Source organism: Mumia sp. (genome assembly GCF_028803055.1).
GTDB lineage: Bacteria > Actinomycetota > Actinomycetes > Propionibacteriales > Nocardioidaceae > Mumia.
Map to the genome: position 1 here is coordinate 1 of NZ_JARBCJ010000037.1, position 20,328 is coordinate 20,328.

18 protein-coding genes and 1 pseudogene are annotated in these 20,328 nt (G+C 71.3%); 18 read left to right on the plus strand and 1 reads right to left on the minus strand.

Annotated elements, in window-relative coordinates; all coding sequences use genetic code 11:
• The 11 genes and pseudogenes from PV363_RS05740 to PV363_RS05790 all read left to right on the plus strand — a co-directional run.
• Nucleotides 1-270 (plus strand): annotated as a pseudogene (locus PV363_RS05740) (imidazole glycerol phosphate synthase subunit HisH); the annotation flags it as partial.
• Between the two features lie 89 nt (nucleotides 271-359).
• Nucleotides 360-1,586, plus strand: coding sequence for a sulfite oxidase (locus tag PV363_RS05745; RefSeq protein ID WP_220344408.1), 1,227 nt, complete (start codon nucleotides 360-362; stop codon nucleotides 1,584-1,586).
• Between the two features lie 64 nt (nucleotides 1,587-1,650).
• Nucleotides 1,651-2,397, plus strand: a complete 747-nt coding sequence (gene priA, locus PV363_RS05750) for a bifunctional 1-(5-phosphoribosyl)-5-((5-phosphoribosylamino)methylideneamino)imidazole-4-carboxamide isomerase/phosphoribosylanthranilate isomerase PriA (RefSeq protein ID WP_301021866.1) — start codon at nucleotides 1,651-1,653, stop codon at nucleotides 2,395-2,397.
• A complete protein-coding gene (gene hisF / locus PV363_RS05755) occupies nucleotides 2,394-3,155 on the plus strand; it encodes an imidazole glycerol phosphate synthase subunit HisF (RefSeq protein WP_220344410.1) in 762 nt (253 codons plus the stop codon). Before priA ends, hisF begins: the two co-directional genes overlap by 4 nt.
• The gene (locus PV363_RS05760) at nucleotides 3,152-4,960 is read left to right on the plus strand and encodes an ABC transporter ATP-binding protein (protein WP_220365758.1); all 1,809 of its coding nucleotides are present in this window, start codon (nucleotides 3,152-3,154) and stop codon (nucleotides 4,958-4,960) included. Before hisF ends, PV363_RS05760 begins: the two co-directional genes overlap by 4 nt.
• Nucleotides 4,957-6,855 (plus strand): ABC transporter ATP-binding protein, encoded by a 1,899-nt coding sequence (locus tag PV363_RS05765; protein WP_308289388.1) that lies wholly within the window; start codon nucleotides 4,957-4,959, stop codon nucleotides 6,853-6,855. Before PV363_RS05760 ends, PV363_RS05765 begins: the two co-directional genes overlap by 4 nt.
• Nucleotides 6,839-7,207: a phosphoribosyl-AMP cyclohydrolase gene (hisI, locus tag PV363_RS05770; protein ID WP_301021867.1), complete on the plus strand. Its 369-nt coding sequence runs from the start codon at nucleotides 6,839-6,841 to the stop codon at nucleotides 7,205-7,207. The genes PV363_RS05765 and hisI overlap by 17 nt, the downstream gene beginning before the upstream one ends.
• Nucleotides 7,204-7,782, plus strand: a complete 579-nt coding sequence (locus PV363_RS05775) for a Trp biosynthesis-associated membrane protein (RefSeq protein ID WP_220344413.1) — start codon at nucleotides 7,204-7,206, stop codon at nucleotides 7,780-7,782. Before hisI ends, PV363_RS05775 begins: the two co-directional genes overlap by 4 nt.
• A 62-nt stretch (nucleotides 7,783-7,844) precedes the next feature.
• On the plus strand, nucleotides 7,845-8,033 hold the full coding sequence (locus tag PV363_RS05780) for an HGxxPAAW family protein (protein ID WP_220344414.1): 189 nt from the start codon (nucleotides 7,845-7,847) through the stop codon (nucleotides 8,031-8,033).
• A gap of 66 nt (nucleotides 8,034-8,099) precedes the next feature.
• Nucleotides 8,100-8,801 (plus strand): RDD family protein, encoded by a 702-nt coding sequence (locus PV363_RS05785; RefSeq protein ID WP_301021868.1) that lies wholly within the window; start codon nucleotides 8,100-8,102, stop codon nucleotides 8,799-8,801.
• A 2-nt stretch (nucleotides 8,802-8,803) separates the two neighbouring features.
• Nucleotides 8,804-9,229, plus strand: a complete 426-nt coding sequence (locus tag PV363_RS05790; protein WP_301021869.1) for a DUF2752 domain-containing protein — start codon at nucleotides 8,804-8,806, stop codon at nucleotides 9,227-9,229.
• Here the strand turns inward: PV363_RS05790 and PV363_RS05795 are convergent.
• Nucleotides 9,226-9,720 carry a DUF4190 domain-containing protein gene (locus PV363_RS05795; RefSeq protein ID WP_301021870.1) on the minus strand — a complete coding sequence of 165 codons (495 nt, stop codon included), beginning with the start codon at nucleotides 9,718-9,720 and terminating at the stop codon, nucleotides 9,226-9,228. The two genes, PV363_RS05790 and PV363_RS05795, sit on opposite strands and share 4 nt — an antisense overlap.
• Before the next feature lie 220 nt (nucleotides 9,721-9,940).
• Between PV363_RS05795 and trpC the strand changes: the two genes are divergently transcribed.
• From trpC to PV363_RS05830, 7 genes are all read left to right on the plus strand, one after another.
• A complete protein-coding gene (gene trpC / locus PV363_RS05800) occupies nucleotides 9,941-10,747 on the plus strand; it encodes an indole-3-glycerol phosphate synthase TrpC (protein ID WP_220344418.1) in 807 nt (268 codons plus the stop codon).
• Between the two features lie 66 nt (nucleotides 10,748-10,813).
• On the plus strand, nucleotides 10,814-12,061 hold the full coding sequence (trpB, locus tag PV363_RS05805; RefSeq protein WP_220344419.1) for a tryptophan synthase subunit beta: 1,248 nt from the start codon (nucleotides 10,814-10,816) through the stop codon (nucleotides 12,059-12,061).
• Nucleotides 12,058-12,897, plus strand: a complete 840-nt coding sequence (gene trpA, locus PV363_RS05810) for a tryptophan synthase subunit alpha (protein ID WP_220344420.1) — start codon at nucleotides 12,058-12,060, stop codon at nucleotides 12,895-12,897. Before trpB ends, trpA begins: the two co-directional genes overlap by 4 nt.
• A complete protein-coding gene (gene lgt / locus PV363_RS05815) occupies nucleotides 12,894-13,853 on the plus strand; it encodes a prolipoprotein diacylglyceryl transferase (protein ID WP_220365754.1) in 960 nt (319 codons plus the stop codon). Before trpA ends, lgt begins: the two co-directional genes overlap by 4 nt.
• 9 nt (nucleotides 13,854-13,862) lie before the next feature.
• On the plus strand, nucleotides 13,863-14,618 hold the full coding sequence (locus PV363_RS05820) for a VIT1/CCC1 transporter family protein (protein WP_220344422.1): 756 nt from the start codon (nucleotides 13,863-13,865) through the stop codon (nucleotides 14,616-14,618).
• A gap of 174 nt (nucleotides 14,619-14,792) precedes the next feature.
• Nucleotides 14,793-19,316 (plus strand): glutamate synthase large subunit, encoded by a 4,524-nt coding sequence (gene gltB / locus PV363_RS05825; protein WP_301021871.1) that lies wholly within the window; start codon nucleotides 14,793-14,795, stop codon nucleotides 19,314-19,316.
• The coding region (locus tag PV363_RS05830) for a glutamate synthase subunit beta (RefSeq protein ID WP_301021872.1) at nucleotides 19,309-20,328 on the plus strand (1,020 nt) is incomplete at its 3' end. The genes gltB and PV363_RS05830, both read left to right, overlap by 8 nt.

A 20,328-nucleotide genomic window follows, 5' to 3' on the forward strand; every position in this document is an offset into this window, starting at 1 on the left:
AACACCGTCGAGGCACCCGCCGACTCGGTCCTGTTCGACGGGATCGCCGACGAGCGGTTCTACTTCGTCCACTCCTACGGCGTACGCCGCTGGGAGCTGACCGACACCCATGCGGCGATGCCGGCGCGGGTCACCTGGGCGTCGTACGGGGGAGACCGGTTCGTGGCCGCCGCGGAGAACGGGCCGCTCTCGGCCACCCAGTTCCACCCGGAGAAGTCCGGCGACGCGGGCGCGGCGCTGCTGCGCAACTGGGTACGGTCGCTCTCCTGAGCGCGTGCGCGAGACGACCTGCGCGAGCGTTGTGATCGGAGCGCGCGAAACCCTGCCCGCGAGGATCGACGCCCTCTAGCGTCACGGGCATGCCGCCTGCCTCGTCGTCCTACGCCCGTCGCGACGTCCTCCGGCTCGGTGCCGGCGCGGCCGCCGCCCTCGTCGCTGCGCGCGCGGTCGGAGGATCGGCGGCCGCAGCGGCACCCGCCCCAGGGTCTCTCCTCCCTCTGACCGAAGGACCGATCCTCAAGCCGCTGCCCCCGGAGTGGTTCGTGCCGCTCGGGACCAACGCGGAGATGCGGTGGGACTCGGTGGACCCGCGCCGTTACCTCACGGCACCCGAGCGGCTCTTCGTCCGCAACCACACGCGCACACCGATCATCGACGCCCGCACCTGGGAGCTGAGGATCCACGGTGACGGGCTCGCGGATCCCCGCACGCCGGAGCGAGCGCACGTGCTGACCTACCGCGACCTCCGTCGTCTCCCGGCGCGGACCGTCACCACCGTCCTGGAGTGCACCGGAAACGGTCGGACCCTGTTCGCGACCCAGCAGGGGACGCCGGTGAGCGGGACGGCGTGGGGCCTCGGAGCGGTGGGGACCGTGCGCTGGACCGGGGTGCCGCTGTCACTCGTCCTGCGGCGGCTGGGGATCCGTCGCGACGCGGTCGACATCCAGGCCACCGGGCTCGACGAGCCGTTCGTCAGCGGGGGAGTCGACTACGGGCGTGTGCGCCGCCCGTTCCCCGTCGCCAAGGCCCTCGAGGACGCCCTGCTCGTCTACGCGATGGACGGGCGGCCGCTGCTGCCCGACCACGGCTTCCCCGTACGCCTGCTCCTGCCGGGCTGGGTCGGCATCGCCAGCATCAAGTGGCTCGGCGAGCTCGAGGTGTCGCGTACGACCCTGACCTCGCCCTGGAACACGAAGTGGTACCGGATGACCGGGCCGGACTACCCCGCGGACTCGCCGCCCCTGACCGTCCTCCCGGTGAAGTCGGTGTTCGAGCCGCCGACCGGGCTGGCGAGCGGTCGCCGCACGGTGCTGACCGGGCGGTCGTGGTCGGGTGCGGGAGCGATCCGCCGCGTCGAGGTGAGCACCGACGGTGGCGAGACGTGGCAGCGCGCGCGTACCGACCGCGCCCGCGGCAGTGGCTGGACGCAGTGGTCGCACCCGTGGCGGCCCCGGTCCTCGGGGGAACACGTGCTGCTGGCCCGCGCGACCGACGTCACCGGGCGCACCCAGCCGGACCAGGTGCCGTTCAACGACGGCGGATACTTCTTCTCGGCCGTCGTCCAGAACCGGGTGGCCGTCGCCTGACACCGGTGGTCCCGAGTGCTGGCCTCGGGCGTCCCTGTCCGACCGGGTCAGTACGATCAAGGACGTGACCACGCTCGAGCTCCTCCCCGCCGTCGACGTCATCGAGGGGCGGGCCGTCCAGCTCGTCCAGGGGGTGGCCGGCTCCGAGAAGGCGTTCGGCGACGCCCTCGAGGCGGCTCTGCGCTGGCAGGAGGGCGGCTCGCAGTGGCTGCACCTCGTCGACCTCGATGCCGCCTTCGGCCGCGGCTCCAACGCCGATCTCCTCGCGCGGATCGTCGACTCCGTGGATATGAAGGTCGAGATGTCGGGCGGTATCCGCGACGACGCCTCCCTCGAGCGCGCGATGGCCACCGGCTGCCGCCGGGTCAACATCGGCACCGCCGCGCTCGAGGACCCCGACTGGTGCGCCAAGGCGATCGCGACGTACGGCGACCGGGTGGCCGTGGGTCTCGACGTCCGCGGCCGCACGCTCGCAGCCCGCGGATGGACCCGTGAGGGCGGCGACCTCTACGAGGTGCTCGCGAGGCTCGACGCGGAGGGCTGCGCCCGCTACGTCGTGACGGACGTCAACAAGGACGGGATGCTCCAGGGTCCCAACCTCCAGCTTCTGCGCGACGTCTGCGCGGTCACCGACCGTCCGGTGGTCGCCTCGGGCGGCATCACCACGCTCGACGACCTGCGCGCCCTCGCCGGACTGGCCGGCATCGGCGTCGAGGGCGCGATCGTCGGGACGGCGCTGTACGCCGGCAAGTTCACCCTCCCCGAGGCGCTCCAGGCCGTCTCCGAAGCAGACCCGGGCAGCGCTCGGTGACGCTGGCGATCCGTGTCATTCCCTGCCTCGACGTCGACGCCGGCCGCGTCGTCAAGGGGGTCAACTTCGTCGACCTCCGTGATGCCGGCGACCCGGTGGAGATGGCCCGCGTCTACGACGCCGAGGGCGCCGACGAGCTCACCTTCCTCGACATCACCGCGTCCTCCGACGCCCGCGCGACGACGTTCGACGTCGTGTCGCAGACGGCCGAGCAGGTTTTCATCCCGCTGACGGTCGGCGGCGGCGTACGCACCGTCGACGACGTCGACCGGCTCCTGCGAGCCGGCGCCGACAAGGTCGGGGTCAACACGGCGGCTCTCCAGCGACCGGAGCTGATCGCCGAGATCGCCCATCGTTTCGGCAACCAGGTGCTCGTGCTGAGCGTCGATGCGCGCCGTGCCGCCGACCAGCCGTCCGGCTTCGAGGTCACCACCCACGGCGGGCGGCAGTCCGCCGGACGCGACGCCATCGCCTGGGTGCGCGCCGCGACCGAGCTCGGCATCGGCGAGGTGCTCCTCAACTCGATGGACGCCGACGGCACCCGCGACGGGTTCGACCTGGAGATGATCCGGGCCGCCCGCACCGTCACCGGGGTGCCGCTGATCGCGAGCGGGGGCGCCGGCACGCCGGAGCACTTCTGCGAGGCGGTCGACGCCGGGGCGGACGCTCTTCTCGCCGCCAGCGTTTTCCACTTCGGCACCCTGACGGTCGGCGACGTCAAGAGTGCGCTTCGCAACGCCGGGCACGTCGTCCGGTGAGCTCCGCGCAGGTCTCCCCCCGTACGGCGAGCCGGCCGACCCGCAGCGTCACCCGGCGCGGCTTCGGCATCATCGGGCGAGGCGTGGCCGAGGAGCGCCGTCGCTTCGCGCTCGCGGTCGTCGGATCTCTCGTCTACGGCGCGATGACGGTGGCCGACGCCTGGGTGCTCGGGTGGGCGACCGACCACGTGGTGGTCCCGTCGTTCCGTGACGGCGAGCTCGCCACCGGCGCTGCCGTCGTCGCGAGCCTGCTCTTCATCTCGGTCGCCCTGCTCCGGGCCTGGGGCGTGATCGTGCGCCGTCTGGTCGGCGGCATCGTCTACTACCGGCTCATGGCCTCGTACCGCCGCAAGGTCACCCGCCGCTATCTCGCGCTGCCGATGTCGTGGCACGCCCGCCACCCGACCGGCCAGCTGCTGTCCAACGCCAACGCCGACGTCGAGGCCACCTGGGCGGTGATGATGCCGCTGCCGATGGCGGTCGGCGTCGCGGCGATGCTCGTCACCGCGGTGGCGGCGATGCTCACCGCCGACATCGTGCTCACCGTCGTCGGTCTCGTGGTCTTCCCCCTGCTGTTCACCATCAACGTCGGCTACCAGCGCCTGCTGTCACCGCGGGTGACCCGCGCCCAGGAGCTGCGCGGCCGGGTCAGCGCCGTCGCGCACGAGTCGTTCGACGGAGCCCTGGTCGTCAAGACGCTCGGCCGCGAGGACGAGGAGACCGCGCGCTTCGCCGCCGTCACGAGAGAGCTCCGCGACGCCAACGTGGCCTCGGGCCGGATCCGCTCGGTCTTCGACCCCCTGATCGAGATGCTCCCCAACCTCGCGGTCCTGCTCGTCGTGGTGATCGGCGTCGAGCGGGTGATCGCCGGTGACATCGAGGCGGGCGCCGTGGTGCAGGTCGCCTACCTCTTCACGGTCGTGGGCTTCCCGGTCCGCGCCTTCGGGTGGGTGCTCGGCGAGCTCCCACGCACCGTCGTCGGATGGGACCGTATCCAGGCTGTCCTCCGCGCGACGGGCGACATGCCGTACGGCCGTGAAGGGCTGCCCGGCGACGGTGCGCTCCGCGTCGACGTCGACGCGGTGGCCTACGGGTACGACCCGGGCCGCCCGGTGCTCCAGGACCTCAGCTTCACGCTCGAGCCCGGCACGGTCACCGCGGTCGTCGGGCTGACCGGATCGGGCAAGAGCACCCTCGCGTCCCTCCTCGACCGTCTGGTCGACCCGGAGGAGGGCACGATCCGCCTGGACGGCACCGACATCGCGTCACTGACCCACGACGCGCTCGCCGAGGCGGTCGCGCTGGTGCCGCAGCACACGTTCGTCTTCGACGACACCGTTCGCGACAACATCACCCTCGGCGCGGACGTCGATGACGCACGCCTGCGTGAGGTGCTGGAGCTGACCCAGGCGAGCGGGTTCGTCGACGCCCTCCCGGACGGCCTCGACACGCAGCTGGGGGAGCGCGGCACCACGCTTTCCGGTGGTCAGCGCCAGCGGCTCGCGCTCGCCCGCGCCCTCGTCCGCGACCCCAGGCTGCTCGTCCTCGACGATGCCACCAGTGCCCTCGACCCCGACGTCGAGCAGCGGATCCTGTCCGCGCTCGCCCGCTCCACCGCCTCCGGCGCCGGACCGACGGTGTTCATCGTCGCCTACCGCAAGGCCACCATCTCCCTCGCCGACGAGGTGCTCTTCCTGCGTGGAGGGAAGGTCGTCGACCGCGGCACCCACGCCGAGCTGGTCGCGCGCTCGCCGGAGTACGCCGACATCGTCCAGGCCTACGACCAGACCCGGGAGGCGCCGTGAGCACGCAGACGACGGCCACGCCGACCGCACCGCCCATGACCGGTGTCGGCGGTGGCGGAGCGCCCCGGGTCCGCGGGCTCGACGTCATCCGCCGAGGGTTCGCGCTGTCGCCCGCCCTCTCCAAAGGGCTTCCCCTCACCCTGCTCCTCGCCGCGCTGAGCACGGTCGGCGGCGCCGTGGTCCCGATCGTCGTCCAGGTCGCGATCGACCGCGGCCTTGCCACCGAGGGCGGGCCCGACGAGGGTGTGGTGCTGCGATGGAGCGCCGTGGCCGCCCTCGTCGTCCTTCTCACCGCCGTGTGCGCGTGGGCGATGAAGGTCCGGCTCTTCTCCGCCAGCGAGCGAGGGCTCTCAGAGCTGCGGATCAAGGCGTTCCGCCACGTGCACGACCTGTCGATCCTCACCCAGAACCACGAGCGCCGGGGCGCGCTGGTCTCGCGTGTCACGTCCGACATCGACCAGGTGTCGCTGTTCCTCCAGTTCAACGGGATCATGATCGTCACCAGCGTCGGCCAGGTCGCCGTCGCGACCGTGATCATGGCGTTCTACAGCTGGGAGCTCACGCTCGTCGTCTGGGCCTGCTTCGTCCCGCTGGTCCTCACGTTGGTGCTGCTCCAGGGTCGGATGTCGCGGGCGTACGACCATGCGCGTGCCACGGTCGGCACGATGCTGGGCGTGATCGCCGAGCCGGTGGTCGGCGCATCCGTCGTCCGCGCGTACGCCGTGGAGCGCCGCACCCAGCGCCGCATCGACGAGGCCATCGACACCAACCTGCGGGCCAACGTGCGGGCACAGCGGCTGGTCGCCGGCACCTTCGCCTCGGCGGGGATCGCGGGAGGCCTCGCCAACGCGGCCGTCATCGTCGTCGGCGTGCTGCTCGGCGTGGCTGGAGACCTGACCCTGGGCGGCGTGATCGCCTTCGCGTTCCTCGTGTCGCTGTTCGTCGGTCCCGTCCAGACCGCGACCCAGGTGCTGACCGAGGCCCAGAACGCGATCTCGTCCTGGCGCCGGGTGATCGAGATCCTCGACACGCCCGCTGACATCCGTGACCCGGGCGAGGGGCGGTCGGTCCTGCCCGGCGGTGCCCTCGAGGTCGGGTTCGAAGGCGTGCGCTTCGCCTACCCGGGTGGTCCGGACGTGCTCCACGACCTCGACGTCACCATCCCCGCCGAGCAGAGGGTGGCCGTCGTCGGCGAGACCGGCTCCGGCAAGAGCACGTTCGCGAAGCTCCTCACGCGCCTGACCGACCCGTCGGACGGCCGGGTGACGCTCGACGGCGTCGACCTGCGAGACATCGGTTTCGCGACCCTGCGCAAGCGGGTGGTGATGGTGCCGCAGGAGGGCTTTCTCTTCGACGCGTCGCTCGCCGAGAACCTCCGCTACGGGGATCTCGACGCGTCTCCCGAGCGCATGCGCGAGGCCTTCGCCGCGTTGCAGATCGACGACTGGTTCATGTCCCTTCCTGACGGGCTCGACACCCAGGTCGGGCAGCGTGGCGAGTCGATGTCGGCGGGTGAGCGGCAGCTCGTCTCGCTCGTCCGCGCCTACCTCGCCGATCCTGATCTGCTGGTTCTCGACGAGGCGACGAGCGCGGTCGACCCGCAGACCGAGATGCGGGCGTCACGGGCGCTGGAGCACCTGCTGGCCGGCCGGACGTCGGTGGTGATCGCTCACCGTCTCTCGACCGCCGAGGCGGCCGACCGGGTGCTCGTCTTCGATGCGGGACGCCTCGTGGAGGACGGACCGCACGCCCGGCTCGCCGCCGGTCACGGGACGTACGCCCGCCTGCACGCCTCCTGGGTGGCCCAGGCCCACCTGGGCATCGAGGCGTCGCCCTCGCCCGACGGCCTCGACGACGCCGCTGGTGCTGCCTGGGACAATGGCTGGCGTGACTGACTCCGCACGCCTCGACCCTGCGATCGCCGCTCGCCTCAAGCGGGACGCCGACGGTCTCGTCCCCGCCGTCGTCCAAGAGGCGGTCACGCGCGAGGTCCTCATGGTCGGGTGGATGGACGACGAGGCGCTGCGTCGCACGCTGACCTCGGGGCGTTCGACGTTCTGGAGCCGCAGTCGGCGGGAGTACTGGGTCAAGGGCGCCACCTCGGGCCACGTCCAGGAGGTGCGCGAGGTCCGGCTGGACTGTGACGGCGACACCCTTCTCGTCACGGTGGCGCAGACCGGTCCCGCCTGCCACACCGGGGCACGGACCTGCTTCGACGACGACGTGCTGCTGGGGTCGGAGCGGTGAACCGCCGCGGTTACGGCCTGACCGTCCTGCTCGGCGTGGTGGGAGCGGCGGCGGCCTTCTTCGCCGCGTCGCAGCCTTGGTCGAAGGTCACGGTGGAGACCCAGGGTCTCGCCCGCGACGCGGTCTCGGTGAGCGGGAACGACGCACTCCCGGTCGTCGGCGGGCTCGCCCTCGTCGCGCTCGCCGGCAGCGTCGCCGTGCTCGCGAGCGCCGGTCGGGTCCGGACCGGCGTGGGTCTCCTGGTGGCGCTCGCGTCCGTCGGCGCGATCGTGGTCGTGGCGACCGGCGGTGATGCCGTCCACGACGCGCTGGTCACGTCGCTCGCCGACTCGCCCGCGATGGCAGGTGACGCCGCGCTGCAGGATCGGCTCGCCGACCGGGCGACCGGCACGGCCTGGCGATGGGCGTGCCTCGTCGCGCTCGTCCTCCCCGCGCTGGCCGGGCTCGCGGTCGTGCGCTGGGGCCGGGGCTGGCCGTCGATGGGGCGCCGCTACGACTCCGTGGGGCAGCAGCGGGCCCAGACCGACGAGGACCCGTGGAAGGCACTCGACCGGGGCGAGGACCCGACCGTCTAGGCTGAGCGGCATCCCCCTGACGCTCGCCTGCGAGCACGACCCGTCGTAGAGAGGTTTGCACGATGCATGGTTCCTCCCCGGCCGCTTGGACTGCGGTCGTCATCTGCCTGATCGGTTTCACCGTCGGCGGTGTGGCGCTGCTGATGGGCCCCGCCTGGGTGCTGTTCTGGATCGGCGTCGCGCTCGTCCTCGGCTCGGCCCTCGTCGGCAAGGTGATGTCTGCGGCGGGTCTCGGCGCGAAGGAGCACTGATTCCGCCAGACTTCGGCCGTACGCACATCCCACCGCTCGAGCGGTGGTGACCCCGAGGGAGATCCCGTGTCCGACCAACCGCCGTACCCGCCGCAGCAGCCCGCGCCGTACGGCCAGCAGCCACCGCCGTACGGCCAGCAGCCCCCGCCCGGCTATGGCCAGCAGCCGCCCCCGGGCTACGGCCAGCCGCCGCAGGGCTACGGTCCGCCGCCGCAGGGCTACGGTCAGCAGCCGCCGCAGTACGGCCAGTACGGGGGGAGCGGCTATGGGCAGGTCCAGGACTACCAGCCTCCGGCGCCGTACGCGGGCTGGTGGTCACGGGTCGGTGCGCTCCTCATCGACGGGATCATCGCGTGGCTCATCATGATCATCCCGGTGGTCATCGGCGCCGTCATGATGGGTGCGGCGACGGAGACCGAGACCGACTCCTTCGGCACGACGACCAGCGAGGTCAGCAACAGCGGCCTCATGACCGCCGGCGTGATCATCCTGATCCTCGGTTTCCTCGTCGGTCTCGCGTTCCAGATCTGGAACCAGGGCACCCGCCAGGGCAAGGGCGGCCAGAGCATCGGCAAGCAGATTCTCGGCATCAAGGTCGTCGACCTGAAGACCGGTCAGCCACAGGGCGCCGGCACAGGCGTGCTGCGCTGGCTGCTCTACAGCGTGCTGTCCAGCCTGTGCTTCCTCGACCTCCTCTGGCCCCTGTGGGACAAGAAGAAGCAGACCTGGCACGACATGATCGTGTCGTCGGTGGTCGTGAAGGCGTGACCATGCCGGTGGAGGTCCCGCCCCGCGTCTCCAGGTGGCGTGCCCTGCGCACGCCGGCCCTGGTCGGGGCGGGCGGGATCGCCGCCGCGGCACTGCTGCACTTCCGTGACCCGAACACGTCCGGGAGCTACGGCTTCTGCCCGTTCCAGGCCGTGACGGGCTGGGCCTGCCCCGGTTGCGGTGGGCTGCGTGCCGTTCACGCCCTCACCGACCTGGATGTGGGTGCCGCTCTCTCGAGCAACGTCCTGGCGGTCGTGCTCGTCGCGACCCTCGCCGTCGCGTTCGCCCTGTGGATCCCTCGTCGGCTCCGCGACGCCCGAGCGCCGATGATCGCGATCACGTCGCGTGTCGGCGTGGTGCTGATCGTGGTCGGCTTCGTCTTCACCGTGGTCCGCAACACCCCGTGGGGCTCGTCGCTGGCTCCCTAGTGCCCGGAGCGACGAAGCGCCCCACACCGCAGGTGGGGGGGGGGGCGCCTGGCGGCGACCCGGGAGTTTCCCGCCCCGGAGACCAACCCCCCGCGCACCGGGGGGCCCCCGAGGACGACGGCGATGATGCCGATGATGAGGCCTGCCTGGGCAAGGCCGCCTCCGGTGAGACGGCCGTTCGAGGCGTCGATCTCCGCCTTGGCGCTACGGCCGAGGATGATGCCGACGATGCCGAGCGGGCCGCAGCAGAGGCCCAGGATGCCCGTGACCAGCGCCCAGATCGCCTTGGGCGAGTTCTTGGGCGGCTCGCCGTACGGCCCATCGCCCTGAGGCGTGTAGCCGTAGCCGCCGGGGGGCTGGTCGCCGTAGCCGCCGGGGGGCTGGTTGCCATACCCGCCGGGGGGCTGATCGCCGTAGCCGCCCTGAGACGGGTCGTATCGGGGCGGGTCGTTGTCGGGTGGTGTCGGCCCACCGGGCGGGGGATAGCTCATGGTGCTCCTTCATCAGGCGCTGGGAGTCCCGCATTCTGCCGTACGCCTCGGCGGGTGCGCACCGTGGCTCCCGGTGCGCCTGGTGTCCGGAGGGCGAGCCGTCGCGCGTCGCGGCGAGGGGGCGGTGTCCTGATGGAAGCCGGGCTGGATACGCTGTGAGGCAGGTCGGTCACGTCGGGGAGCGTGCGCCGGCGTCCACGGGTGGGAAGGCAGGGCCGCGATGTCTGTTCTTGACGACATCCTTGCGGGAGTTCTCGAGGACCTCGAGGAGCGGATGGCTACCATCCCCCTCGCCGACCTGAAGGAGCGCGCCGGACGCCAGGACCCGGCCCTCGATCCGATGCCGGCCTTCCGCGCCGACGGTGTCTCCGTGATCGCCGAGGTCAAGCGTGCCAGCCCGTCCAAGGGATCGTTGGCCGACATCAAGGACCCGGCGGCCCTCGCGGTGGACTACGCCGCGGGAGGTGCCGCAGCGATCTCGGTCCTGACCGAGCAGCGTCGCTTCTCGGGGAGCCTCGACGATCTCCGCGCGGTGCGGGCCCAGGTCGACTGCCCGGTGCTCCGCAAGGACTTCATCACCACCTCCTACCAGCTGTGGGAGGCGCGGGCAGCCGGGGCCGACATGGCGCTCCTGATCGTCGCCGCCCTCGACCAGTCGGCGCTCGAGTCGCTGATCGAGCGGGCCAGGTCCATCGGCCTCACCCCGCTGGTGGAGGTCCACGACGAGGACGAGGTCGAGCGGGCGATCGACGCGGGCGCGACCCTCGTGGGTGTCAACGCCCGCAACCTCAAGACGCTCGAGGTCGACCGCACGACGTTCTCACGCCTCGCGCCACGGATCCCCGACTCCGTCGTCAAGATCGCCGAGTCCGGTGTCCGTGACACCAAGGACGTCATCGAGTACGCCCGCGCGGGGGCCCAGGTCGTCCTGGTCGGCGAGACCCTGGTCACCGGCGGCAACCCGCGCTCGACGGTGGCCGACCTGGTGGCGGCCGGATCCCACCCGGCGCTGCAGCACCGATGGTGACCGGACTCGCTCCGGCCTCCGTCTCCCGTCGCACCTCGTGTTGACGCCACCTGCAAGGATCGATCTATGAGTAGTTCCGCGGCCTCGGCCGGCACCAGCCCTTCGACGCTCCCCGACGCGCACGGCCACTTCGGCCAGTTCGGGGGACGGTTCATGCCCGAGGCGCTCATCGCGCCCCTCGACGAGCTCGAGCGAGCATGGCGTGAGGCCAAGGCCGACCCGACCTTCACCGGCGAGCTCGACCGGATGCTCCGCGAGTACGCCAACGTGCCGAGCCCGCTCTACGAGGCGACCCGGCTGTCGGAGCGGGCCGGTGCGCGCATCCTGCTCAAGCGTGAGGACCTCAACCACACCGGGGCCCACAAGATCCGCAACGTCCTCGGCCAGGCCCTGCTCACCCGCCGGATGGGAAAGCGTCGCGTGATCGCCGAGACCGGTGCGGGCCAGCACGGCGTCGCGACGGCCACCGCCTGCGCGTATCTCGACCTCGAGTGCGTCGTCTACATGGGCGAGGTCGACACCGAGCGCCAGGCGCTCAACGTCGCCCGCATGCAGATGCTCGGTGCCACCGTCGTGCCGGTGACCACCGGCAGCCGCACGCTGAAGGACGCCATCAACGAGGCGCTGCGCGACTGGGTCGGCACCGTCGACGACACGCACTACCTCCTGGGCACCGCTGCCGGCGCCCACCCGTTCCCGGAGATCGTCCGCGACCTCGTGCGGGGGATCGGCGACGAGGCCCGCGCTCAGATGTTCGAGCTGACCGGCTCGCTCCCCGACGCCGCCGCCGCGTGCGTCGGCGGCGGGTCCAACGCGATCGGGCTCTTCGCCGCCTTCGTCGGCGACGCCGACGTCCGGCTGTACGGGTTCGAGGCTGGTGGCGACGGGTTCGAGACCGGGCGCCACGCCGCGACGATCACGGCCGGTGACGTCGGCGTCCTGCACGGCACACGTTCCTACCTGTTGCAGGACGAGGACGGGCAGACGATGGAGTCGCACTCGATCTCGGCAGGCCTGGACTACCCGGGGGTCGGTCCCGAGCACGCCTACCTCGCCGAGACGGGCCGGGCGACGTACGAGCCGGTGACCGACGACGAGGCGATGGCCGCCTTCGACCTGCTCTGCAAGACCGAGGGGATCATCCCCGCGATCGAGTCCGCGCACGCGATCGCGGGCGCGCTGCGGATCGCACCGCAGCTCGCCGAGACGCTCGGGCGCACGCCGACGATTCTGGTGAACCTGTCCGGTCGCGGTGACAAGGACGTCCACACCGCCGGTGAGCACTTCGGCCTGCTCGCCGAGGATGACGCATGAGCCGGTTGGACGAGGTCCTCGCGAAGACCCGCGCGGAGGGTCGCCCCGCACTCGTCGGCTACCTGCCGGCGGGCTTCCCGGACAAGCAGACGGCCATCGAGGCGATGGTCGCGATGGTCGACGCCGGTGTCGACATCGTCGAGATCGGGCTGCCCTACTCCGACCCGGTGATGGACGGGCCGACCATCCAGAAGGCGGCCGACGCGGCGTTGCGCGCCGGCACCCGGATCGCCGACGTGTTCGACACCGTGGAGGCTGTCGCCGCCACGGGGGCGCCCACCCTGGTCATGACCTACTGGAACCCGGTCGAGCGCATCGGCGTCGACACGTTCGCCTCCCGGCTCGCGGCTGCGGGAGGTGCGGGCCTGATCACGCCGGACCTCATCCCCGACGAGGCCGGTGAGTGGGTCGCCGCAGCCTCTGCGCACGGCCTCGACCGGGTGTTCCTCGTCGCGCCCTCCTCGACCGACGAGCGCATCGCGATGACCGGTGCCGCGTCGAGCGGGTTCCTCTATGCGACCTCGGTCATGGGAGTGACGGGCGCGCGCACCGCGACGAGCACGGCGGCGCCGGCGCTGGTCGAACGCGTCCGACGCCTCACTGACATCCCGATCGGCGTCGGTCTGGGGGTCAGCAACGGTGACCAGGCCGCGGACGTGGGTCGCTTCGCCGACGCGGTGATCGTCGGCTCCGCCCTGGTGGCGTGCCTGCTCCAGGCTGGTTCCGACCGCCCCGCGGGTGTGGCCGCCGTCCGCAGCCTCGCCCAGGACCTCCGCGCCGGCGTCGAGCGGGCTCGTGCCGACGTTCACAGCCCAGAAGAGGGAGCTCCCGCGTGATCCTCGCGTCCATCCCGAGCCCGGCCGAGTCGGTCTGGCACATCGGGCCGTTCCCGTTGCGGGCGTACGCGCTGTGCATCATCGCCGGCGTCGTCGCTGCGATCGTGGTCGGAGACCGCCGATTCCAGGCTCGCGGCGGCAAGCCCGGAGCCGTCGCCGACGTCGCGGTCTGGGCGATCCCCTTCGGCCTCGTCGGCGCTCGGCTCTACCACGTGGCGACCAACCCTGAGCTCTACTTCGGCGAGGGTCGAGAGCCGATCCGGGCGCTCTACGTCTGGGAGGGTGGCCTCGGGGTCTGGGGTGCGATCGCGCTCGGCGCGCTCGGCGCCTACATCGGTTGCCGTCGCCAAGGCATCCGCTTCGCTCCCTTCGCCGACGCGCTCGCTCCTGCGGTCCTGCTCGCCCAGGCCATCGGTCGCCTCGGCAACTGGTTCAACCAGGAGCTGTTCGGCAGCCCGACCGACCTCCCGTGGGGCCTGGAGATCGATGCTGCCCACCGTCCCGCGGACGTGGCGCAGTACGAGACGTTCCACCCCACCTTCCTCTACGAGTCCCTGTGGAACCTCCTCGGCTTCTTCGTGCTCATCTGGGCCGACCGACGGTTCCGGCTCGGCGGCGGCCGCGTCGTCGCGCTGTACGTCGCGATCTACACCGCGGGCCGGTTCTGGATCGAAGGTCTTCGGATCGACACCGCCCACGAGTTCCTCGGGCTCCGGCTCAACCAGTGGACGTCGATCGTGCTGTTCGTGGCCGCGGTCGCGTTGTTCGTCTGGTTGACCCGGACCGGTCGTGGCGACCGCGAGACGACCGTCCAGATCGACGGGCGCGACCAGGACGACGCGTCCGACGGTGACGACAGCGGTGCTGCCGAGGACCCCGCGGAGGACCGGACGACGGCGTCCGGCGACGATGCGACGAGCCGCGTCCGGGATGACGGCGACGAGCCGCGGTCGTAGGTTCAGGGCATGAGCGACCGCCGCACGCCCGACGACGCGCCGGACCAGCCGTCGTACCCGCTGCCCGATCCGGCGACCATCGGGAGCGAGCACCCCGACGTCACAGGCGGTTGGCTCCGACCAGCGGTCTTCGGCGCCTCGGACGGACTGGTCTCCAACTTCGCGCTGATCATGGGCATGGCAGGCGGGACCACCGACCCGAAGCCCGTGATCCTCGCGGGCTTCGCCGGACTGGCCGCGGGCGCCTTCTCCATGGCGGTGGGGGAGTACACCTCCGTCGCCAGCCAGGCAGAGTTCGCACGCGCGGAGGTCGAGCGGGAGAGCCGAGAGATCGCCCGCCATGACCGTGCCGAGCAGGCGGAGCTCGCGTCCATGTTCGTCGCCAAGGGCGTCGACGAGGACGTGGCGCGCGAGGTGGCGCAGCAGATCCACTCCGATCCCGAGAACGCCGTGCGGGTGCATGCGCGAGAGGAGTTCGGGGTCGACCTCACCGACCTCCCGTCGCCGATGCTTGCCGCGGGTTCCTCGTTCCTGTCCTTCGCCGTCGGGGCCATCATCCCGCTCGTACCCCTGCTCTTCGGGATCGTCTCGGTCGTTCCGACGGTCACGGTGTCCCTGCTCGCGCTGTTCGGCGTCGGCGCCGTCGTCACCGCGATCACCGACCGGCCCTGGTGGTTCGGCGGGCTGCGCCAGCTGATCCTCGGTGGAGCTGCCGCCGGCCTCACGTTCCTCGTCGGCAGTCTCGTCGGGGGAGTGGCCGTCTGAGTCCGATTCGTACCAGCGGGTCGCCAGCGGCAACAATCGTGTAACCTGAGCAGGCCATAGAGGGCCACTGTCGTCCCTTCGGTGTGGTTGTTCCCCGCTGACGGACTGGCCCTCGCGTTCGACGTGAGTCCCCCGTCCGCAGCACCATCGCGAAGACGACGGGAGAAGAGCGGCATGCGCGGGATTCCCCCAGCTCAAGGCCTGTACTCCGGCGAGGACGAGCACGACGCCTGTGGCGTCGCCTTCGTCGCGACCCTGACCGGCCAGGCCAGCCATGAGATCGTGGCACAGGGCCTCACGGCCCTGCGCAACCTCGACCACCGCGGCGCCGTGGGCGCCGAGGTCGACTCCGGCGACGGCGCCGGCATCCTCATCCAGGTTCCGCACGCGTTCCTGCGTGACGCGGTCGACTTCGCGCTCCCCGACCCGGGGGCGTACGCCGTCGGCACGGCGTTCCTGCCCGTCGACGCGGCGCTCTCGGAGGCGGCACGCGAGGGTGTCGAGCGGCTCGCCGCGGAGGAGAGCCTCACGGTGCTCGGATGGCGTGAGGTCCCGGTGAATCCCGGCATCCTGGGGGCGACCGCGCGAGGCGCGATGCCCTCGTTCGCCCAGCTGTTCGTCGCCGACGCCGACGGGGAGCGTACGGGGATCGATCTCGACCGCCGCGCCTTCGCACTGCGCAAGCGCGCCGAGCACGAGCTCGACGTCTACTTCGCGTCGCTGTCGGCCCGCACCCTGACCTACAAGGGCATGCTGACCACCGACCAGCTCGACCACTTCTTCCCCGACCTCACTGACGCTCGGATGGCCTCGGCGCTCGCCGTGGTCCACAGCCGCTTCTCGACCAACACGTTCCCGAGCTGGCCGCTGGCCCACCCGTTCCGCTTCATCGCGCACAACGGCGAGATCAACACCGCCCGCGGCAACCGCAACTGGATGCGGGCCCGCGAGGCTCTGCTCGAGTCGTCCTTGATCCCGGGCGACCTGAGCCGACTCTTCCCGATCGTCGACCCGGAGGACTCCGACTCGGCGTCGTTCGACGAGGCGCTCGAGCTGCTGCACCTCGGCGGTCGCAGCCTCCCTCACGCGATGATGATGATGATCCCGGAGGCCTGGGAGAACAATCCGGTGATGGACCCGCGGCTGCGGGCGTTCTACGAGTTCCACTCGACGATGATGGAGCCGTGGGACGGGCCGGCCTGTGTCGTCTTCACCGACGGCACGCAGATCGGCGCGGTCCTCGACCGCAACGGGCTGCGACCGGGACGCTACTGGCAGACCGAGGACGGACTCGTGGTCCTCGCATCCGAGGCCGGCGTCCTCGACCTCGACCCGGCGACGATCGTCAGCAAGGGCCGGTTGGAGCCGGGTCAGATGTTCCTCCTCGATCTCGAGGAGAAGCGTGTGGTGACCAACGACGAGATCAAGCACGAGCTCGCCGGTGCCCACCCGTACGACGAGTGGCTCTACTCCGGCCTCGTCCGCTTCTCGGACCTCCCCGACATCGAGCACGTCGTCCACACCCATGCCTCGGTGACGCGACGCCAGCAGGTCTTCGGATACACCGAGGAGGAGCTGCGCATCCTCCTCGCGCCGATGGCACGCACGGGTGCCGAGCCGATCGGGTCGATGGGCACCGACACGCCGATCGCGGTGCTGTCGGACCGGTCGCGGCTGCTCTTCGACTACTTCAACCAGCTGTTCGCCCAGGTCACCAACCCGCCGCTCGACGCCATCCGTGAGGAGCTCGTCACGTCGCTGCTGAGCACGGTCGGTGCCGAGGGCAACCTGCTCGAGGCGACGCCGGCGTCGTGCCGGCAGCTCCAGATGTCGTTCCCGGTGATCACCAACGACGAGCTGGCCAAGATCCGCCACGTCAACCGGCACGGCAACATGCCCGGGCTCTCGACGTACGTGGTCCGTGGCCTGTACGACGTCGCCGGTGGTGCCGACGCGATGCGCGCACGGCTCGACGAGCTGTGCACCGAGGTCTCGGCGGCCATCGCCGACGGCGCGCGCATCATCGTGCTGTCGGACCGGCACGCCAACCACGAGCTCGCGCCGATCCCGTCGCTGCTGATGACCGGCGCCGTGCACCACCACCTGGTGCGCGAGAAGACTCGCACCCGGGTCGGGCTCCTCGTCGAGGCCGGCGACGTGCGCGAGGTCCACCACGTCGCCCTGCTGCTCGGCTACGGCGCGTCGGCGGTCAATCCCTACCTCGCGCTCGAGACTGCGGAGGATCTCGCCCGCAACGCCGTCTACATCGACGGTGTCACGCCCGAGAAGGCGGTCGCCAACCTGCGCTATGCCCTCGGCAAGGGGGTGCTCAAGGTGATGTCCAAGATGGGCGTCTCGACCGTCGCCTCGTACACGGGCGCGCAGATCTTCGAGGCGGTCGGACTGTCCGCCGCGCTCGTCGACCGCTACTTCAGCGGGACGACGTCGCGACTCGGCGGCATCGACCTCGACGTCGTCGCCGAGGAGGTGCGCACCCGGCACGCGAAGGCGTACCCGACGGCGGGCATCTCGGCCTCGCGTCGCCAGCTCGACGTCGGCGGCGAGTACCAGTGGCGTCGTGGAGGTGCGGAGCATCTCTTCGACCCCGAGACCGTCTTCCGGCTCCAGCACTCCACGCGGGCAGGTCGCTACGACGTCTTCAAGCAGTACACCGAGCGCGTCGACGACCAGTCGGAGCGTCTGATGACCTTGCGCGGTCTGCTCAAGCTCAAGGAGGGCGCCCGCCCGCCGGTGCCGGTCGACGAGGTCGAGCCGGTCTCAGCGATCGTCACGCGGTTCTCCACCGGCGCGATGTCGTACGGCTCCATCAGCCAGGAGGCGCACGAGACCCTCGCGATCGCGATGAACCGTCTGGGCGGCAAGTCCAACACCGGTGAGGGCGGCGAGGATCCCGACCGCCTGTACGACCCGGAGCGGCGCAGCGCCATCAAGCAGGTCGCTTCGGGCCGGTTCGGCGTCACCGCCGAGTACCTCACCAACGCCGACGACATCCAGATCAAGATGGCCCAGGGCGCCAAGCCGGGCGAGGGCGGTCAGCTGCCGGGGCCCAAGGTCTATCCCTGGGTCGCGAGGACGCGCCACTCCATGCCCGGTGTCGGCCTCATCTCGCCGCCCCCGCACCACGACATCTACTCGATCGAGGACCTCAAGCAGCTCATCCACGACCTCAAGAACGCGAACCCGTCGGCGCGGGTCCACGTCAAGCTGGTCGCGGAGGTCGGCGTCGGCACCGTCGCCGCCGGTGTGTCCAAGGCCCACGCCGACGTCGTCCTCATCTCGGGCAACGACGGCGGCACCGGTGCTTCCCCGCTGACGTCGTTGAAGCACGCCGGTGGTCCGTGGGAGCTGGGCCTCGCGGAGACCCAGCAGACGCTGCTGCTCAACGGTCTGCGCGACCGCATCGTCGTGCAGGCCGACGGCCAGCTCAAGACCGGACGCGACGTCGTCGTCGCCGCGCTGCTCGGTGCGGAGGAGTTCGGCTTCGCGACCGCGCCGCTGGTGGTGTCCGGGTGCATCATGATGCGGGTCTGCCACCTCGACACCTGCCCCGTGGGCGTGGCCACCCAGAACCGCGAGCTCCGGAAGATGTACTCGGGCAAGCCGGAGTTCGTCGTGAACTTCTTCGAGTACATCGCGCAGGAGGTGCGGGAGTACCTCGCGGCGCTCGGCTTCCGTTCCATCGAGGAGGCCGTGGGACACGCCGAGATGCTCGACACCCGCGAGGCGATCGCTCACTGGAAGGCCAGCGGGCTCGACCTGACGCCGATCCTGCACGTGCCCGAGCTGCCCGAGGGCACGCCTCGGCACCACACCGTCGGCCAGGACCACGGCCTGGAGCGAGCGCTCGACAACGAGCTGATCGCCCTCTCGGCCGACGCCCTGGAGCGGGGCGAGCCGGTGCGGGCCCAGCTGGAGATCCGCAACGTCAACCGCACCGTCGGCACGATGCTCGGCCACGAGGTGACCAAGCGCTACCGCGGGGCGGGCCTGCCTGACGACACGATCGACATCACGTTCACCGGCTCCGCCGGTCAGTCGTTCGGCGCCTTCGTCCCTCGCGGCATCACGCTGCGGCTCGAGGGTGACGGCAACGACTACGTGGGCAAGGGCCTGTCCGGCGGGCGCCTCGTGATCCGTCCTCCCCGTGAGGCGCGGTTCGCCGCCGAGGAGCAGATCATCGCCGGCAACGTCATCGGGTACGGCGCCACCAGCGGCGAGATCTTCGTCCGCGGACGCGCCGGCGAGCGGTTCTGCGTCCGCAACTCGGGAGCGACCGCGGTCGTCGAGGGCGTCGGCGACCACGCCTGCGAGTACATGACCGGTGGCCGCGTGGTGATCCTCGGCAGCACCGGCCGCAACGTCGCGGCGGGCATGAGCGGGGGAGTCGCGTACGTCCTCGACCTCGACCCCGACCTCGTCAACCGTGAGCTGGTCGAGGTCCACGAGGTCGGTGCGCCCGACGAGCTCAAGGCACTCGTGACGCGCCATGCCGAGGAGACCGGCTCGGAGGTGGCAGCGGCGCTGCTGGCCGACTGGGAGACCGCGCTGGCACGATTCTCCGAGGTGATGCCGATGGACTACCGCAGGGTGCTGCAGGCGCGAGCCGCAGCCGAGGAGGCCGGTCTCGGCGAGGACGAGACCACCGCAGCGATGATGGAGGCAGCGATCCGTGGCTGATCCGAAGGGTTTCATGAAGACGCCGCGCGAGGTCGCGCCGCGCCGTCCGGTCGGAGACCGGATCCACGACTGGAAAGAGGTCTATCCGGGCAGCCCGGGGCGTGCCCTCCTGCCGATCATCACGCAGCAGGCGGGACGCTGCATGGACTGCGGCATCCCGTTCTGCCACTCCGGCTGTCCGCTGGGCAACCTGATCCCGGAGTGGAACGACCTGGTCTGGCGCGACGACTGGAACGAGGCGCTCTCGCGGCTGCACGCGACGAACAACTTCCCGGAGTTCACCGGACGCCTGTGCCCGGCACCGTGCGAGACCGCCTGCGTCGTCGGGATCAACCGCGACGCCGTGACGATCAAGAACGTCGAGGTCTCGATCATCGACCGCGCCTGGGACGACGGTCGTGTCGTGCCCGAGCCGCCGGAGTGGCTGACGGGTCGGACGGTCGCGGTGGTCGGCTCCGGACCGGCCGGCCTGGCCGTCGCCCAGCAGCTGACGCGGGCCGGCCACACGGTCGCCGTGTACGAGCGTGACGACCGCCCTGGTGGTCTGCTCCGCTACGGGATCCCCGAGTTCAAGATGGAGAAGGCTGTCCTCGACCGCCGCATCGAGCAGATGACGGCTGAGGGCACCATCTTCCGCAACGGGGTGGCGGTCGGTGCCGACATCACCGGCGACGAGCTTCGCGACCGCTACGACGCCGTGGTGCTCGCCACCGGTGCGACGGTGCGCCGGGACCTTCCCACGGTGGGCCGTGAGCTCGGAGGGATCCACCAGGCGATGGACTATCTCCCGCAGGCCAACCGGGTGGCGCTCGGCGAGTCGGTCGAGGGACAGGTGACGGCCGAGGGCAAGGACGTCGTCATCATCGGTGGCGGCGACACCGGCGCGGACTGCCTCGGCACGGCCATCCGTCAGGGCGCGGCCTCGGTCACGCAGCTGGAGATCATGCCGACCCCGCCGACGGAGCGCCCGGAGAACCAGCCGTGGCCGACCTACCCGATGACGTACCGCGTG

Bases quoted from the DNA above. Each gene is read 5' to 3' on its own strand.
- PV363_RS05745 (WP_220344408.1), top strand. From the start codon at position 360: ATGCCGCCTGCCTCGTCGTCCTACGCCCGTCGCGACGTCCTCCGGCTC.
- hisI (WP_301021867.1), top strand. From the start codon at position 6,839: ATGGCTGGCGTGACTGACTCCGCACGCCTCGACCCTGCGATCGCCGCT.
- PV363_RS05780 (WP_220344414.1), top strand. From the start codon at position 7,845: ATGCATGGTTCCTCCCCGGCCGCTTGGACTGCGGTCGTCATCTGCCTG.
- PV363_RS05790 (WP_301021869.1), top strand. From the start codon at position 8,804: ATGCCGGTGGAGGTCCCGCCCCGCGTCTCCAGGTGGCGTGCCCTGCGC.
- PV363_RS05795 (WP_301021870.1), bottom strand. From the start codon at position 9,720: ATGAGCTATCCCCCGCCCGGTGGGCCGACACCACCCGACAACGACCCG.
- trpC (WP_220344418.1), top strand. From the start codon at position 9,941: ATGTCTGTTCTTGACGACATCCTTGCGGGAGTTCTCGAGGACCTCGAG.
- trpB (WP_220344419.1), top strand. From the start codon at position 10,814: ATGAGTAGTTCCGCGGCCTCGGCCGGCACCAGCCCTTCGACGCTCCCC.
- trpA (WP_220344420.1), top strand. From the start codon at position 12,058: ATGAGCCGGTTGGACGAGGTCCTCGCGAAGACCCGCGCGGAGGGTCGC.
- PV363_RS05820 (WP_220344422.1), top strand. From the start codon at position 13,863: ATGAGCGACCGCCGCACGCCCGACGACGCGCCGGACCAGCCGTCGTAC.
- gltB (WP_301021871.1), top strand. From the start codon at position 14,793: ATGCGCGGGATTCCCCCAGCTCAAGGCCTGTACTCCGGCGAGGACGAG.